The organism is Burkholderia sp. NFPP32 (assembly GCF_900119325.1).
Lineage (GTDB): Bacteria > Pseudomonadota > Gammaproteobacteria > Burkholderiales > Burkholderiaceae > Burkholderia > Burkholderia pyrrocinia_C.
In genome coordinates this window covers 1-14,532 of the sequence record NZ_FPJP01000020.1, presented here as the reverse complement: position 1 = coordinate 14,532, position 14,532 = coordinate 1, and the positions used below count along the sequence as shown (strand labels likewise).

At 66.1% G+C, this 14,532-nt stretch carries 14 protein-coding genes; 3 read left to right on the top strand and 11 right to left on the bottom strand.

What is annotated here, in order from left to right:
• Positions 1–24: 24 nt before the first annotated feature.
• Complete coding sequence (locus tag BT264_RS28470; RefSeq protein ID WP_072443202.1) at positions 25–3,615, bottom strand: indolepyruvate ferredoxin oxidoreductase family protein; 3,591 nt, start codon at positions 3,613–3,615, stop codon at positions 25–27.
• Between the two features lie 317 nt (positions 3,616–3,932).
• Here BT264_RS28470 and BT264_RS28465 point away from each other — a divergent pair, with 317 nt between their 5' ends.
• Positions 3,933–4,127: a hypothetical protein gene (locus BT264_RS28465; RefSeq protein WP_072443204.1), complete on the top strand. Its 195-nt coding sequence runs from the start codon at positions 3,933–3,935 to the stop codon at positions 4,125–4,127.
• 133 nt (positions 4,128–4,260) lie between these two features.
• Here the strand turns inward: BT264_RS28465 and hppD are convergent, their stop codons facing one another.
• Positions 4,261–5,358, bottom strand: coding sequence for a 4-hydroxyphenylpyruvate dioxygenase (hppD, locus tag BT264_RS28460; protein WP_072443206.1), 1,098 nt, complete (start codon positions 5,356–5,358; stop codon positions 4,261–4,263).
• Between the two features lie 213 nt (positions 5,359–5,571).
• On the opposite strand from hppD, the gene BT264_RS28455 reads away from it, so the two are divergent.
• Positions 5,572–6,096: an Lrp/AsnC family transcriptional regulator gene (locus tag BT264_RS28455; protein WP_072443208.1), complete on the top strand. Its 525-nt coding sequence runs from the start codon at positions 5,572–5,574 to the stop codon at positions 6,094–6,096.
• Positions 6,097–6,169: 73 nt separating this feature from the next.
• On the opposite strand, the gene BT264_RS28450 is transcribed toward BT264_RS28455, so the two are convergent.
• The 8 genes from BT264_RS28450 to paaA all read right to left on the bottom strand — a co-directional run bounded on the left by BT264_RS28450 (position 6,170) and on the right by paaA (position 12,544).
• Positions 6,170–6,817, bottom strand: a complete 648-nt coding sequence (locus BT264_RS28450; protein WP_072443210.1) for a GNAT family N-acetyltransferase — start codon at positions 6,815–6,817, stop codon at positions 6,170–6,172.
• A gap of 244 nt (positions 6,818–7,061) precedes the next feature.
• Entirely contained in the window at positions 7,062–7,667 is a 606-nt protein-coding gene (locus tag BT264_RS28445; protein ID WP_027783292.1) for a TetR/AcrR family transcriptional regulator, read from the bottom strand.
• 16 nt (positions 7,668–7,683) lie between these two features.
• Positions 7,684–8,508 (bottom strand): DUF1835 domain-containing protein, encoded by an 825-nt coding sequence (locus BT264_RS28440; protein ID WP_072443212.1) that lies wholly within the window; start codon positions 8,506–8,508, stop codon positions 7,684–7,686.
• A gap of 128 nt (positions 8,509–8,636) precedes the next feature.
• Positions 8,637–9,701 carry a 1,2-phenylacetyl-CoA epoxidase subunit PaaE gene (paaE, locus tag BT264_RS28435; protein ID WP_072443229.1) on the bottom strand — a complete coding sequence of 355 codons (1,065 nt, stop codon included), beginning with the start codon at positions 9,699–9,701 and terminating at the stop codon, positions 8,637–8,639.
• 121 nt (positions 9,702–9,822) lie between these two features.
• Positions 9,823–10,386 (bottom strand): 1,2-phenylacetyl-CoA epoxidase subunit PaaD, encoded by a 564-nt coding sequence (gene paaD / locus BT264_RS28430; protein WP_072443214.1) that lies wholly within the window; start codon positions 10,384–10,386, stop codon positions 9,823–9,825.
• A 25-nt stretch (positions 10,387–10,411) separates the two neighbouring features.
• Positions 10,412–11,215: a 1,2-phenylacetyl-CoA epoxidase subunit PaaC gene (gene paaC, locus BT264_RS28425; protein WP_072443216.1), complete on the bottom strand. Its 804-nt coding sequence runs from the start codon at positions 11,213–11,215 to the stop codon at positions 10,412–10,414.
• Between the two features lie 10 nt (positions 11,216–11,225).
• Entirely contained in the window at positions 11,226–11,510 is a 285-nt protein-coding gene (paaB, locus tag BT264_RS28420; RefSeq protein ID WP_010092957.1) for a 1,2-phenylacetyl-CoA epoxidase subunit PaaB, read from the bottom strand.
• A 35-nt stretch (positions 11,511–11,545) separates the two neighbouring features.
• Positions 11,546–12,544 (bottom strand): 1,2-phenylacetyl-CoA epoxidase subunit PaaA, encoded by a 999-nt coding sequence (paaA, locus tag BT264_RS28415; protein WP_072443218.1) that lies wholly within the window; start codon positions 12,542–12,544, stop codon positions 11,546–11,548.
• A gap of 199 nt (positions 12,545–12,743) precedes the next feature.
• Between paaA and BT264_RS28410 the strand changes: the two genes are divergently transcribed.
• On the top strand, positions 12,744–14,009 hold the full coding sequence (locus BT264_RS28410; RefSeq protein WP_072443220.1) for an SGNH/GDSL hydrolase family protein: 1,266 nt from the start codon (positions 12,744–12,746) through the stop codon (positions 14,007–14,009).
• 314 nt (positions 14,010–14,323) lie between these two features.
• Here the strand turns inward: BT264_RS28410 and BT264_RS39650 are convergent.
• The coding region (locus tag BT264_RS39650; protein ID WP_218173358.1) for a hypothetical protein at positions 14,324–14,532 on the bottom strand (209 nt) is incomplete at its 5' end.

Below are 14,532 nucleotides of genomic sequence, written 5' to 3'. Positions count from 1 at the left end.
ACCGCGAACGCCCGCCGCGCGCCGTTACGCGACCTGCTGGTGCGACTGGCCGCCCGTCGGCGAGCGCCACTTCGCGAGCAGCGTGTTCCACTTCTGGCGTACCGCGCGCAGGTTGTTCTCCTTCACGTGGCCGTAGCCGCGAATGCCGTCCGGCAGCGCCGCGAGCTCGAGTGCGAGCGGGCGGTTGGCCGCGTTCAGCTTGGCCGTCACTTCGTCGATCAGCGCTTCGTATTCGCCGATTAGCGCACGCTCGGCGCGGCGCTCCCCGGTGCGGCCGAACGGGTCGAGCCCCGTGCCGCGCAGGAACTTCGCCTTCGCGAGCAGCCGGAACGCCGACATCATCCACGGGCCGTACGCCTTCTTCACGAGATGGCCGTGCGCGTCCGTCTTCGCGAACAGTGGCGGCGCGAGGTGGAATTTCAGCTTCCAGTCGCCTTCGAACTGCGCGGACAGGCGCGCGAGGAACGCGGGATCGGACTGCAGCCGCGCGACCTCGTATTCGTCCTTGTACGCCATCAGCTTGAACAGGTTACGCGCGACCGCTTCGGTCAGTTGCTCCTGCACCGTATCGCCGTCCGCCAGCGCGCGCTCGGCCGCGCGCACCTTGTCGACGAATGCCGCGTAGCGCGATGCGTACGCGGCGTTCTGGTACGCGGTGAGGAATTCCACGCGCTTTGCGATCAGCGCGTCGACCGCCTTCTTCGTGTGCAGCGCGATCACCGTGGCGCCTTGCGCGGGGCGCGCATCGCCGGCCGCTGCCTGCTTTACGCTTGCCAGGTCGTACGCGGCGCGCCGGCCCCAGTCGAAGGCCGCGCGGTTCTTCTCGACCGACACGGCGTTCAGTTCGATCGCGCGTTCGAGCGATGCGAGCGTGAGCGGCAGCCAACCCTTCTGCCACGCGTAGCCGAGCACGAACGGGTTCGTGTAGATCGCGTCGCCGAGCAGCGCGACCGCGAAGCGGTTCGCATCGATGAAATCGACGGCTTCACCTGCCGCCGCGCGGATGTCGTTCTCTGCGGACAGGCCGGGGAACGCCCAGTTCGGGTTCTTGATGAACTCGGCGGTCGGCGTCTGCGCGCTGTTGACGACCACGCGCGTCGCGTCGTGCCGCATCCGCGACGTGCACTCGTCGCCGGCCGTGACGATCGCGTCGCAGCCGATCACGAGGTCGGCTTCGCCCATCGCGATCCGCGTCGCGTGGATGTCGGTCGGCGCGTGCGAGATCTGCACGTGGCTCATCACGGCGCCGCCCTTCTGCGCGAGGCCCGTGACGTCGAGCACGGTCACGCCCTTGTTCTCCAGGTGCGCGGCCATTCCGAGCAGTGCGCCGATCGTGACGACGCCCGTGCCGCCGACGCCCGTGACGAGCACGCCGTACGCGCGGTCGATGTCCGGCAGCGTCGGTTCCGGGATCGGCGGCAGCGCGCTGCCGTCGACCGAAACCGCCTTCGGTTTCTTCAACTGGCCGCCCTCGACCGTGACGAAGCTCGGGCAGAAGCCCTTCAAGCACGAGAAGTCCTTGTTGCAGCTCGACTGATTGATCTGGCGCTTCGTGCCGAACTCGGTTTCCAGCGGCTCGACCGACAGGCAGTTCGACTGCACCGAGCAGTCGCCGCAGCCTTCGCACACCGCTTCGTTGATCACGACGCGCTTGGCCGGGTCCGGATAGGTGCCGCGCTTGCGGCGGCGGCGCTTCTCGGTCGCGCAGGTCTGGTCGTAGATCAGGATCGTCGTGCCGGCGATCTCGCGCAGCTCGCGCTGCACGTCGTCGAGCTGGTCGCGGTGATGGATCGTCACGCCCGGCGCGAGGAGCGCCTTCTGGCTGTCGTACTTCTCCGGCTCGTCGGTGACGATCACGATCTTCTTCGCGCCTTCGGACGCGAGCTGGTGCGTGATCTGCGGCACCGTCAGCACGCCGTCGACCGGCTGGCCGCCCGTCATCGCGACCGCATCGTTGTAGAGGATCTTGTACGTGATGTTCGCCTTCGACGAGATCGCCGCGCGCACCGCCAGCAGGCCCGAGTGGAAATAGGTGCCGTCGCCGAGGTTCGCGAACACGTGCTTCTCGTCCGTGAACGGCGCCTGGCCGATCCACGGCACGCCTTCGCCGCCCATCTGGCTGAAGGTGCTCGTGCTGCGGTCCATCCACACGGTCATGTAGTGGCAGCCGATGCCGGCGATCGCGCGTGAGCCTTCCGGCACGTTGGTCGACGTGTTGTGCGGGCAGCCCGAGCAGAACCACGGCTTGCGCTCGGTCTGCACGTGCGGCTTCGCGAGCGCCATTTCCTTTGCGTTGATCACCGCGAGCCGCGCGGCGATGCGCGCGCGCACGTCGGACGGCAGCTCGAACTTATCGAGGCGCGTCGCGATCGCCTTCGCGATGATCGCGGGTGACAGTTCGTAGTGCGCGGGCAGCAGCCAGTTGCCCATCGGCACCGACCATTCGCCGCCGGCGCCGTCCTTCTCGTCGAACTTGCCGAACACGCGCGGCCGTTGCGCGTCGGGCCAGTTGTACAGCTCTTCCTTGATCGCGTATTCGAGGATCTGGCGCTTTTCCTCGACCACCAGGATTTCGTCGAGGCCGCGCGCGAATGCCTGCGCGCCCTGCGCTTCGAGCGGCCACACGCAGCCGACCTTGTAGAGCCGGATGCCGATCCGCGCGCAGGTTTCGTCGTCGAGGCCGAGGTCGGTCAGCGCCTGGCGCACGTCGAGGTACGCCTTGCCGCCGGTCATGATCCCGAAGCGCGCGCCCGGCGAATCGATCTCGATCCGGTCGAGCTTGTTCGCGCGCACATAGGCGAGCGCCGCGTACCACTTGTAGTCGAGCAGCCGCGCTTCCTGCACGAGCGGCGGGTCGGGCCAGCGGATGTTCAGGCCGCCGTCCGGCATGATGAAGTCGGTCGGCAGCACGATCTCGGTGCGATGCGGGTCGATGTCGACCGACGCCGACGATTCGACGACGTCCGTCACGCACTTGAGCGCGACCCACAGGCCCGAGTAGCGGCTCATCGCCCAGCCGTGCAGGCCGAAATCGAGATATTCCTGCACGTTGGACGGGAACAGCACCGGCAGCCCGCAGGCCTTGAAGATGTGTTCGGACTGGTGCGCGAGCGTCGACGATTTCGCCGCGTGGTCGTCGCCGGCGAGCACCAGCACGCCGCCGTGCTGCGACGAGCCGGCCGAGTTCGCGTGCTTGAACACGTCGCCGGTGCGGTCGACGCCCGGGCCCTTGCCGTACCACATGCCGAACACGCCGTCGTGCTTCGCGCCGGGGTACAGGTTCACCTGCTGCGAACCCCACACGGCGGTGGCGGCGAGATCTTCGTTGATGCCGGGCTGGAAGACGATCTGGTGGGCCGCCAGATACTGCTTGGCCTTCCAGAGCGACAGATCGAGGCCGCCGAGCGGAGAGCCGCGATAGCCGGAGATGAAGCCGGCCGTATTGAGACCGGCGGCGCGGTCGCGTTCCTGCTGGAGCATCGGCAGGCGCACGAGGGCCTGGATGCCGCTCATGTACGCGCGGCCGCGCTCCAGTGTGTATTTGTCATCAAGCGTGACGGACTTCAGCGCGGCTTCCAGCGACGCGCGTTGGCCTGCGTCTAGCGGGGCATTCATTAACAGTCTCCTCCACCCAGTTTGGGATCACCAAAACTCGACTGCTCCGGCGTCTTGTGAACGCGTCGACAGTGGCCGGCATATTGGCCGGTTTTAAGCGATGGTAGCACTGGGGCAAACCCGCCGCCCACCGGCCGGAATGCGGCGGCGCACCAGGGAAAAGGGCTGGATCATGCGTTACATCATGTAAATGCATGTAAAGCGGGCCCCATCTGCGGGCAAATGCCGTTAATCTTGTCGGCCTGCCGGAGGTGCCCGGCCGCGTTGGTTCGTTTCGACGCAATCGGGGAGGCGCCGGCAGTTTTACAGGAGGTGCAATGAACACACGTCATATCCAGAGTTTCCTGATCGTGTCCGCCGCGTTTTTCGCGATGACCGGCCCGGTGCGCGCGCAAGGCGCGAGCGCACTGGCCGCAGCCGGCGTGCAGATGCGTCAGATCGTGCCGGCCCAGGATGCCGTCGCGCAGCCGGCGGCCGAGCGCGTCGTCGAATCGAAGGCGAACGCGCGTTGATCCGGTCGCGCGGCCTGCGGGCCGCGCCGGAAATGCCAAAAGGGCGGGAATCGTCGGATTCCCGCCCTTTTTCTTTGTGCCGCCGGATCGTGCGGCCGGCCCGGTTGCCCCGGGCCGCCGCGCGCCGGACGCGTCAGGCCTTGTCCTGCACGACGCCGCGGCGGATCTGGTCGAGCTCGATCGATTCGAACAGCGCCTTGAAGTTGCCTTCGCCGAAGCCCTGGTTGCCCTTGCGCTGGATGATCTCGAAGAAGATCGGCCCGATCTGGTTCTCGGTGAAGATCTGCAGCAGCAAGTCGTCGCGCGCGCCGTCGATCAGGATCTTGCGCTTCTTCAGTTCGTCCAGCGATTCGCCGTGGTTCGGCACGCGGCGGTCGACCAGTTCGTAATACGTGTCGATCGTGTCGAGCAGCTTCACTTCCTTGCCGCGCAGCCCGTCGACCGCGCCGTAGATGTCGTTCGTGCCGAGCGCGATGTGCTGGATGCCTTCGCCGTGGTACGCGTCGAGGTATTCCTGGATCTGGCCGGCCGTGTCCGAGCCTTCCTCGTTGATCGGGATGCGGATCTTGCCGCACGGCGACGTCATCGCCTTCGACTTCACGCCCGTCACCTTGCCTTCGATGTCGAAGTAGCGCACTTCGCGGAAGTTGAACAGGCGTTCGTAGAACTCGGCCCATTCCTGCATGCGGCCGCGATGCACGTTGTGCGTCAGGTGGTCGATGTAGGTGAGGCCGTGGCCGACCGGGTTCGGGTTCGCGCCGGCGATCGGCTCGAAATCGACGTCATAGATGCTGATGTCGCCGATCGAGCCCGGCTGCGCGCCATTCTTGCCGCGCCAGCGATCGACGAAGTAGATCAGCGAATCGCCGATGCCCTTGATCGCCGGGATGTTCAGCTCCATCGGGCCAGTCTTGTTGTCGAAGCCCCATGCGCCGAGTTCGAGCGCGTGCTTGTATGCCTTCGCGGCGTCCTGCACGCGGAATGCGATCGCGCAGATCGACGGGCCGTGCAGGCGCGCGAAGCGTTGCGCGAACGAATCGGGTTCGGCGTTGATGATGAAGTTGATGTCGCCCTGGCGGTAGACCGTCACGTCCTTGTGGCGGTGGCGCGCGATCGCGGTGAAACCCATCCGTTCGAACAGTTGTCCGAGCGCTTTCGGGTCCGGTGCCGTGTATTCGATGAATTCGAAGCCGTCGGTGCCGACGGGGTTGTCCCAGTTGGGGATCTGCATGTCGTGTCTCCTGTGCGGGGCGATCGGCCGGGGCGACGTGTGCGTGCCCGGCCCGGTTCGATGTCGAAGGCGGCGCACGCGTCGGCGTGCGCAGCGAATCGGTACGTGCGACAAAGTGTAGCGGGCGGCCGCGAGCGGAAACTTGCGAACTTAATCGTCCATGCCTACGATGACGCAATTTCCAGTCTCTAAATAATCATCGGAGGGCAGAAGATGGCGCAAGCCGAATTGGATGCCATCGACCGGCGGATCCTCGCGATTCTTCAGGAGAACGGGCGCCTGTCGAACCAGGAGATCGCCGAGCGCGTGAACCTGTCGCCGAGCCCGTGCTTGCGGCGGATCCGGCGGCTCGAGGAGATCGGCGTGATCACCGGCTATGTCGCGCTGCTGGATCCGCAGAAGCTGGGGCTCGACCTGCTCGCGTACGTGAGCGTGCGGCTCGAGAAGCGCGGCGGCCTGGCGCCGGTCCGGGCCGACGAGACGTCGGCGCGCGCGGGCGCGGCCCACGCGGAGCTGTTTCGCGCGGCCGTGCAGACCTGGCCGGAAGTGGTCGCGTGCCACGCGATGACGGGAGACATGGATTACCTGCTGCGCGTGCAGGTCGAGGACATGGCGCATTTCTCCCGTTTCGTGCAGGAGCATTTGCTGCATCACCCGTCGGTGATCGACGTGAAGACGAGCTTTTCGCTCGAATGCTTCAAGGAGACGACGGCGTTGCCGATTCGTTCGGTGCGCTAGCGCGCCCGGCGGCGGGAGGAGGAGGGAAAAAAGGGGCCGGGCGCGCCGCTGCGGCGCGCCTGGCCGGCCGATATTACGCCGTCAGCGCGGCGGGCATCAGCGATTCGATGAACTTCGACGTGCGGTGCGCCTGGCGCTTGAGCGCGTAGTCGAACACTGCGGCCTGTTCCTGCAGCATCTCGGCGATGATCGTCGAGTGGTCGGCCGGCGGCAGCGACAGGTACGCGTCGGCTTCGCCGTACGCGTACTCGATGCGCATCCCGGATTTCTTCGCGATGTGCATCATCGTCGCGTTACGCGACAGGCAGTGCATGTACAGCATCGTCACGTGCGTGTTGCGGCTGCGGATCGCCGCGCGCTCGAACAGCTTCGAGCCGACGCCGTGGCCGCGTGCGCTTTCGAGCACCGACACGCCGAACTCGGCCGTGCGCTTGTCGCCCTCGGCCGGCAGGTAGGCCAGGTGGCCGACGCCGATCAGTTCGAGTTCGTGGTCGAACACGCCGAACACGGTGTCGCGACCGAAGTCGATCGTGCGGACATAGTTCTCGATCACGTGGTCGGGCACCATCTGGCCGAAGCGCAGCAGGCGGTCCTCTTCGTCGAGCGAGAGAAAGTGGGTGAGCATCTTCTCACGGTCTTTGGAAGCCAGTTCCCTGACGAGAACCGGCGCACTACCGGCGGTGCCGACGACATCGGCATTGCCGTTCAATTGCGTGTTCATCGTGGGTTCCTCAATATGTGACCGTACAGCGGGTTGTGCAACGCAACAGCATTTTACCCGACCGTCGGCCCCCGGATTGGGGAAAACCCGTATTTAACCTTATTTATGCTGGAGGATGAATTCTAAATCCGCTTAGTTAATCCTGTATCTATATGATTTTTAACGGATTTAAAATTCATCATATGAAATGCGCGGCGGGCCGTCGCAGTGTGCCCGTCCTGCAACGCTTGCTGCTATGCGGCAATCAGGCCGCCGTCGACAGCCCGCGTTCGATCAGGTCGATCACCTGCTCGGCGAAGTCTCGGTAGCCGAGACGGCCGCCCGGCTTCAGCCACGTGAACGTCCAGTTGATCATCCCGAACACCATCATCGTCACGGATGTCTGGTTTTCCTTCGAGATGCGGTCAGGGTACGCGCGCGCGAGCTGCCGCGTGAACGCGGCGACGATATCGCGCTGGCGGTCGAGCACGATCTCGCGCTGCGCGTCCTCGAGATACTTCACGTCGTTGAGCAGCGCGACGTGACGGCTGTGCGACGTCTCGTATTCGGAGAGGAACGCGCGCACGAGTTCCGCGAACGCGTCGCGCTCGCTGAGGCCGCGCCGCTGGCTCGCCCCTTCGACCTCGGCGATGATCAGCATCAGCCGCTTCGTGTAGCGGTCGAGCAGGTCGAACAGGATCGCTTCCTTGCTCTCGTAATAGTGATAAAGGCGTGCCTTCGACGTGCCGCTCGCGGTCGCGAGATCGGACATCGACGTGCTCGGGTAGCTCGTCTGCGCGAATTTCTCGGCGGCGAGATCGAGGATCTGCTCGCGCTGGGATTCGTGGTCGGGCGCTCGGGTACGGGCCATGGTCGAATGCGGAAGATTAGCGGTGCGCGATGGCCGCGCGGGCCGCGCGCACCTGCGTGGAAGAGAGGGCGGCGGGTGCGTCGTCCTGCAGCTCGAGCCGGCCGGCCGCCGCGAGTTCGCGACAGCGCCACCAGGCGATCGAGTCGCTGACGAACAGGCCGCCGCGGTCGGCGTCGGCCATGATGCCGCCGACGAGGCGCCGCGCGGGCAGCCAGTCGGTTTCCGCGCGCGCGACGATCAGCGCGTCGAGATCGGCATAGTAGCCGCTCTTGATCGTGTTGCTGACCCAATAGCGAAGTTCGGCGTTCAGGTGCTTCGCTTCCTGCCATTCGAGTGCGAGGCGACCGATGCGCAGCACCGAGATCGGCGCGGCCACCGGCCGTTTCCGCGCCAGTTCCGCGGGCGAGAACATCCCGGTCGTGCATGCCTGGTCGGTGCGCGACAGCGATGCGCGTTGCGCCGAGTCGAGATCGGCGGCCGACAGCCGCACTTCGTTCAGGCGCTGCGGGACATTGCGCAGGTGATAGGCGACGCGGCGCAGCAGCAGCTTGTCGCCGACGCTCGGCGCGTGCCAGACGACCACCTGGCCCGCATCCATTGCGAGCTGGTCGAGGCGCGCGAATTCGCCTTCGATTTCCGCGTTCCAGTCGGGGATCTGGTCGCCGAGCACGCGCTCCCAGAAGGCGGCACGCGTGTCGGGCGTCTCGTCGGCGCCCTTGAGCGGCCCGACGCCGAGATCGTCGAGCAATCCGACGACGCGCTCGTCGCGTCCGGCTTGCGCGAGTGCCTCGCTCAGCGACGCGGCGGCGGTGCCGCCCTGAATCACATGAATGGTACTCATCGGCCTGTCGTCAACAAAAGAAAGCCGCCGGCCGGGCGGACGTTGCGATGTCCAGCCGGCCGGCGGCCCCTAGTGTAAGCGAGATGTGTGACGGCGAGAAACCGTCCGGCGCCGCGACGCGATGCCGCTCAACGCTCGTCGAAGCTCACGACGACCTTGTCGCTGATTGGGTGGCACTGGCACGTGAGCACGAAACCGTCCTTCACTTCGTGCGCCTCGAGCGTGTAGTTCTTCTCCATCCGCACTTCGCCCTCGATCACCTTCGCGCGGCACGTGCAGCACACGCCGCCCTTGCACGCGTACGGCAGCGCGAGGCCCGCGCGCAGGCCGACATCGAGCAGGCTCACCCCTTCGTACGGCAGGCGCAGCTTGCGCTTCTTGCCGTCGAGCACGATTTCCAGGTCGGCGGCCGGCGTCTGGTCGGTGATCTCCACGACCGGCGCTCCGGCCTGCGGCAGCGGCGTGCCGAAGCGCTCGACATGCACCTTCGCCTGCGGCACGCCGGCCGCCTTCAGCGCCGCTTCGGCTGCGTCCATCATCGGCGCGGGGCCGCAGATGAACGCCTCGTCGATCGCGTCGGCCGGCATCAGCGTAGTAAGGAATTCCGCGCATTTCGCCTGGTCGAGCACGCCGTTGAACAGTTCGACGTCCTGCTGGTCGTCCGACAGCACGTGATAGAGGACGAAGCGGTTCATGTAGCGGTTCTTCAGGTCCTCGAGCTCCTCCGCGAACATGATCGCGTCGACGCTGCGGTTGCCGTAGATCAGCGTGAACGTGCTGCGCGGCTCGAGTTCGAGCGTCGTCTTCACGATCGCGAGCACGGGCGTGATCCCCGAGCCGCCGGAAAACGCGACGTACTGCTTGCCATGGTCGGCATTCAGGTGCGTGAAGAAGCGGCCGTCCGGCGTCATCACGTCGATCGTGTGGCCCGGCTTCAGCGTATCGAATGCGAAATTCGAGAAGCGGCCACCGCGCACGCGCTTGATGCCGATGCGCAGTTCGCCGTCGCGGTCGTAGTCCGTCGTGCCGACGCAGATCGAATACGAGCGGCGCGTCTCCTCGCCGTCGATGTGGGTCTTCAGCGTGACGAACTGGCCCTGCGTGAAGCGGTAAGCGTCGCGCAGCTCGGGCGGCACGTCGAACGAGACGGTGACGGCGTCGGCGGTCTCGGGCCGCACGTCGCGGATACGCAGCGGATGAAATTGCGGGGTCGTCGACCCCCGCCGGGCCGCCTCGCGCGACGGATCTGCTTCCGGGGGATGGGGGAGCTGCGCCCCCCCAAGCGAATGAAGAGAGCGTGGGGGCTGTTTCATTTCAGTAGGGTTTGAAGTAGTCGAAGGGTTCGCGGCAGTCGACGCAGCGATACAGCGCCTTGCAGGCCGTGGACGCGAATTGCGCGAGACGTTCGGTATGGGCAGAGCCGCAGCGCGGGCACGCCGGCGCCGCGACCGGTCGCGGCACGAAGCGCACGACGTTTTCCCGCGGCGCGGCGCTGCCGCACTGGCCGACCGGCGGCGCGATGCCGTACGCGCGCAGCTTGTCGCGCGCTTCCTGCGTGATCCAGTCGGTCGTCCACGCGGGCGCGAGCACCGTTTCGATTCGGTGCGGCGGGAGGCCGGCCGCCTGCAGTGCGGCGGCGACGTCCTCGGCGATCTGCGACATGGCCGGGCAGCCCGAATAGGTCGGCGTGATCACGACTTCGAGCAGGCCGTCGTCCGTGCGGCGAACGTCGCGCAGGATGCCGAGCTCGCGGATCGACACGACCGGGATCTCGGGGTCGGGCACGGCTTCCAGCACGTCCCATGCGCGGGCGAGCAGCGGATCGTCGTGACGCGCGGCGGGCGCGGCGTCGGCGGGGGCGGCGGTCTGGACGGACATCGTCGGGCTCCGTGGCGTTGGCCGGTTACCAGGTCGCGCCGGGGTGCTGGCGCGCGAGGCTCTGCATTTCCGCGAGCAGGTAGCCCATGTGCTCCGAGTGCTCGCCCTGCTTGCCGGTCGTCACATGCTTCGCGGGCGCCGGCAGCGTGAGCGTCGCCTCGGCGAGCGCATCGTCCACGTCCGCGCGCCATGCGGCTTCGATCGCGGCCGGTGCCGGGCCGATGCCCGGTGCGGCGATCGCGTCGTCGATCGCATCGGCTGCGAAGAATTCGCGCGTGTACGGGGTCAGGTAGTCGAGCGCATCCTGCGCGCGACGGTGCGATTCGTCGGTGCCGTCGCCGAGGCGAATGAGCCATTCGCGCGCGTGTTGCACGTGATAGCGGGTTTCCTTCACCGATTTCGCGGCGATCGCGGCGAGTTGCGTGTCGGTCGACGTTTCCAGCGCGGTCCATACGTGCAGCATCAGCGCCGCGTAGAGGAAGTTGCGCACGATCGTCACCGCGTAGTCCTTGTCGGCGTGCGCGGTGCCGGAGACCGGGCCGTAGTGCGGCAGTTCGGCGAGCGTGAAGTTCGCGAACTCGCGCTCGGTACGGAAGTACGCGTAGTCGTCCTCGGTCTTCGTCGCGCCGGTGAGCTGGCGCTCGAGTTCGGCGGCGTGCGTATACAGCATGCGCGCCTGGCCGATGAGGTCGAGGCTCATGTTGGTGAGCGCGATGTCTTCCTCGAGGATCGGGCCGTGGCCGCACCATTCGGCGTTGCGCTGACCCAGGATCAGCGCGTTGTCCGCGAGGCGCAGCACGTAGGAGAGGTGTTCGGGCGTGATCGTCATGGCGCGGGCGTTACATGTGGTTGACTTCGTCGGGCAGCGTGTAGAACGTCGGATGACGGTAGATCTTGTCGCCCGCCGGTTCGAACAGTTCGGCCTTCTCGTTCGGATCCGATGCGGTGATCGCCGACGACGGCACCACCCAGATGCTCACGCCTTCCTGGCGGCGCGTGTAGACGTCGCGCGCCATGCGCAGCGCCATCGACGCGTCGGCGGCATGCAGGCTGCCGCAATGCTTGTGATCGAGGCCCTGCTTGCTGCGCACGAACACTTCCCAGATCGGCCATTCCTTGTTCATCACTTTCTCCTGATTCCTGAATTCGATGGTGCCGCTCAGGCGGCGTGCTGTTCGGGGCGGGCGCGGCGCTTCGCTTCGTGCGCGAGCGCGGCTTCGCGCACCCATGCACCGTCCTCGTGCGCTTTCACGCGGGTCGCGAGGCGTTCCTTGTTGCACGGGCCGTCGCCGTTGACCACGCGCCAGAATTCGTCCCAGTCGATCGTGCCGTAGTCGTGGTGGCCGCGCGCGTCGTTCCACTTCAGGTCGGGATCGGGCAGCGTGACGCCGAGCACCTTCGCCTGGTCGACTGTCGCGTCGACGAACTTCTGCCGCAGGTCGTCGTTCGAGATCCGCTTGATGCCCCATTTTGCGGACTGGCTGCTGTGGACCGAATCGGCGTCGCTCGGGCCGAACATCATCAGCACCGGCCACCACCAGCGGTTCACGGCCTGCTGGACCATCGCGCGCTGCGCGTCGCTACCCTTCATCATCGACAGCAGCGCGTCGAAACCCTGGCGCTGGTGGAACGACTCTTCCTTGCACACACGGATCATCGCGCGCGCGTACGGGCCGTACGTGCAGCGGCACAGCGGGATCTGGTTCATGATCGCGGCGCCGTCGACGAGCCAGCCGATCACGCCGACGTCCGCCCAGGTCGGCGTCGGATAGTTGAAGATGCTCGAGTATTTCGCCTTGCCTGCGTGCAGCGCGTCGATCAGCGAATCGCGCGACACGCCGAGCGTTTCGGCGGCGCTATAAAGATAGAGGCCGTGGCCGGCTTCGTCCTGGACCTTCGCGAGCAGGATCGCCTTGCGCTTCAGGCTCGGCGCGCGCGAGATCCAGTTGCCTTCCGGCAGCATGCCGACGACTTCCGAATGCGCGTGCTGCGAGATCTGGCGAACCAGCGTCTTGCGATAGGCGTCGGGCATCCAGTCTTGCGGTTCGATCTTGCCGTCCGCGGCCATCACCGCATCGAACCGCGCTTGCTCGGGCGACTCGGCTGCGGCGTCGAGCGGCGCGACGTTGCCGGGGATGTCGAGGGATTGCGTGTACATGGCGAGATTCTCGTCCGGTTGAATGTGTGCGCAGTATAAACCAACCGACCGGTCGGTTAATAAATTTCTTGCGGATTTGCGGCGAAGGTCGGGTAAACGAGGGACGTCGGGGCGCGACCAGGCGGCGCAAGCGTGGACCGCCGCATGAGACTTGCGTCTTCTGCGGCACAATGCCCGCTTTCCGATGAGGATTTTGCCGATGTCATTCCGAAGCAGTTTCGCCGCGGCCGTGCTGGGCGCGGCCGTTTTCGTGTCGCCGTTCGCGGCTTCGGCCGCGCCGGCAGGATGGGTGGCCGCGTGGGCGACCGCGTTGCAGCCGATTCCCGACCTTGCCGCGCCGCCGCCGCTCTATCGCGCACCCGACGTGGCCGGGCGGACCGTGCGCCAGATCGTCTACCCGACGGTGTCGGGACGGGCAGCGCGGATTCGCGTCAGCAATGCATACGGTCACGCGCCGCTGGTCGTCGAGGCGGCGAGCCTCGCACGTGCCGGCGACGGCGCCGCGCTCGCCGGCGGCGCGGCCGTGCCGGTCAGGTTCGGCGGCAAGGCGTCGGTGGCGCTCGCGCCGGGGCAGGAAGTCGAAAGCGATCCGGTGGCGATCGACGTGACGGCCGGACAGCCGTATGCCATCAGTCTGCAGATGGGATCGAACCAGCGGATGACGGTTTGGCACCGCGTGTCAAACCAGTTCAACTATGTCTCTGCGCCGGGCGATCACGTGAACGATCCGGCCGCCGCCGCGTTCCGTACCCGTTTTACCCAATATGCATGGGTGACCGAGCTGGCCGTCGAGGTTGGTTCCGCGCGAGCCAGCGTGGCCGCGATCGGCGATTCGATCACCGACGGACTGCGTTCGAGCGTGAACCGGAACCGCCGCTGGCCGGACGCGCTGGCGCGTCGGCTGACTGCGTCGGGTGCCGATTCGATCGGCGTCGTGAATCTGGGCATCAGCGGGAACCGGCTGCTTAGCGATTCCGCGTGCTACGGCACGTCGCTGGCGTCGCGGTTCGAGCGCGATGCGCTGTCGCGCTCGGGCGTGAAGGCCGCGGTCGTGCTGATCGGGATCAACGACATCAACTTCGCGGCGATGCCGCCGCACGCGGGGCTCGATTGCGACCATCCGCACACGCAGGTCACGGCCGCGTCGCTGATCGACGGCTATCGTCGGCTGATCGACGCGGCACACCGCCAGGGCGTGAAGGTCTTCGTCGCGACGCTCACGCCGGCCGGGTTGCCGGCCGGGCGCGAGGCGATCCGGCTCGAGGTGAACCGGTGGATCCGGAGTGGTGGAGGGTTCGACGGCGTGGTCGACTTCGACGCGGTGTTGCGCGATCCGGCGCGCCCGAGCGTGCTGCAGCGTCGATACGACAGCGGCGACGGCATCCATCCAAGCGATACGGGCTACACGGCAATGGCCGACGCGGTGCCGGTCGAGCAGTTGCAGGCTGCCGTGGGCGGCAAGTGACGCGCTTCTATATATAGAGGAAGCGTTGCCGGTGGCCCGGACGCCAATAGCAACACCCGGCCCATTCTGTTCAAAGCCACCGTGCGCGCGAGCGCACGGTGGCTTTTTCAAAATAATTTCACAAAGGGGCTTGCGCGAAGGGTGCGGGGTGCATAGAATCACGCCTCTTTCGCGCTAACGGCAACGCGGCGCGGGAGAGGGGAAGCGAAGTCGGTGGTGTGCAGCAGGTTGGGCGCACGGCTGGCGCAGGAAGATGAACCCCGCAGTCGCAACGAAGTGGTTGAAAAAGTTGTTGACGATCTGCGAAACACGGTTCATAATCTCGCTTCTCTGCTGCTGAAAACGCAGCGCTGCTGAGAAACACGAAGTTTCTCGCAGAAATGCTCTTTAAAAATTAACAGCCGATAAGTGTGGGCGCTTGATGAAAGCGAGCTGATCTTCGGATCAGAAAGCGAAAGTATCAAGAGTCTCACACTAAAGTAAGTCAGGTTTATGAAGTGATTCATATTCCTGTCAGCTTTGA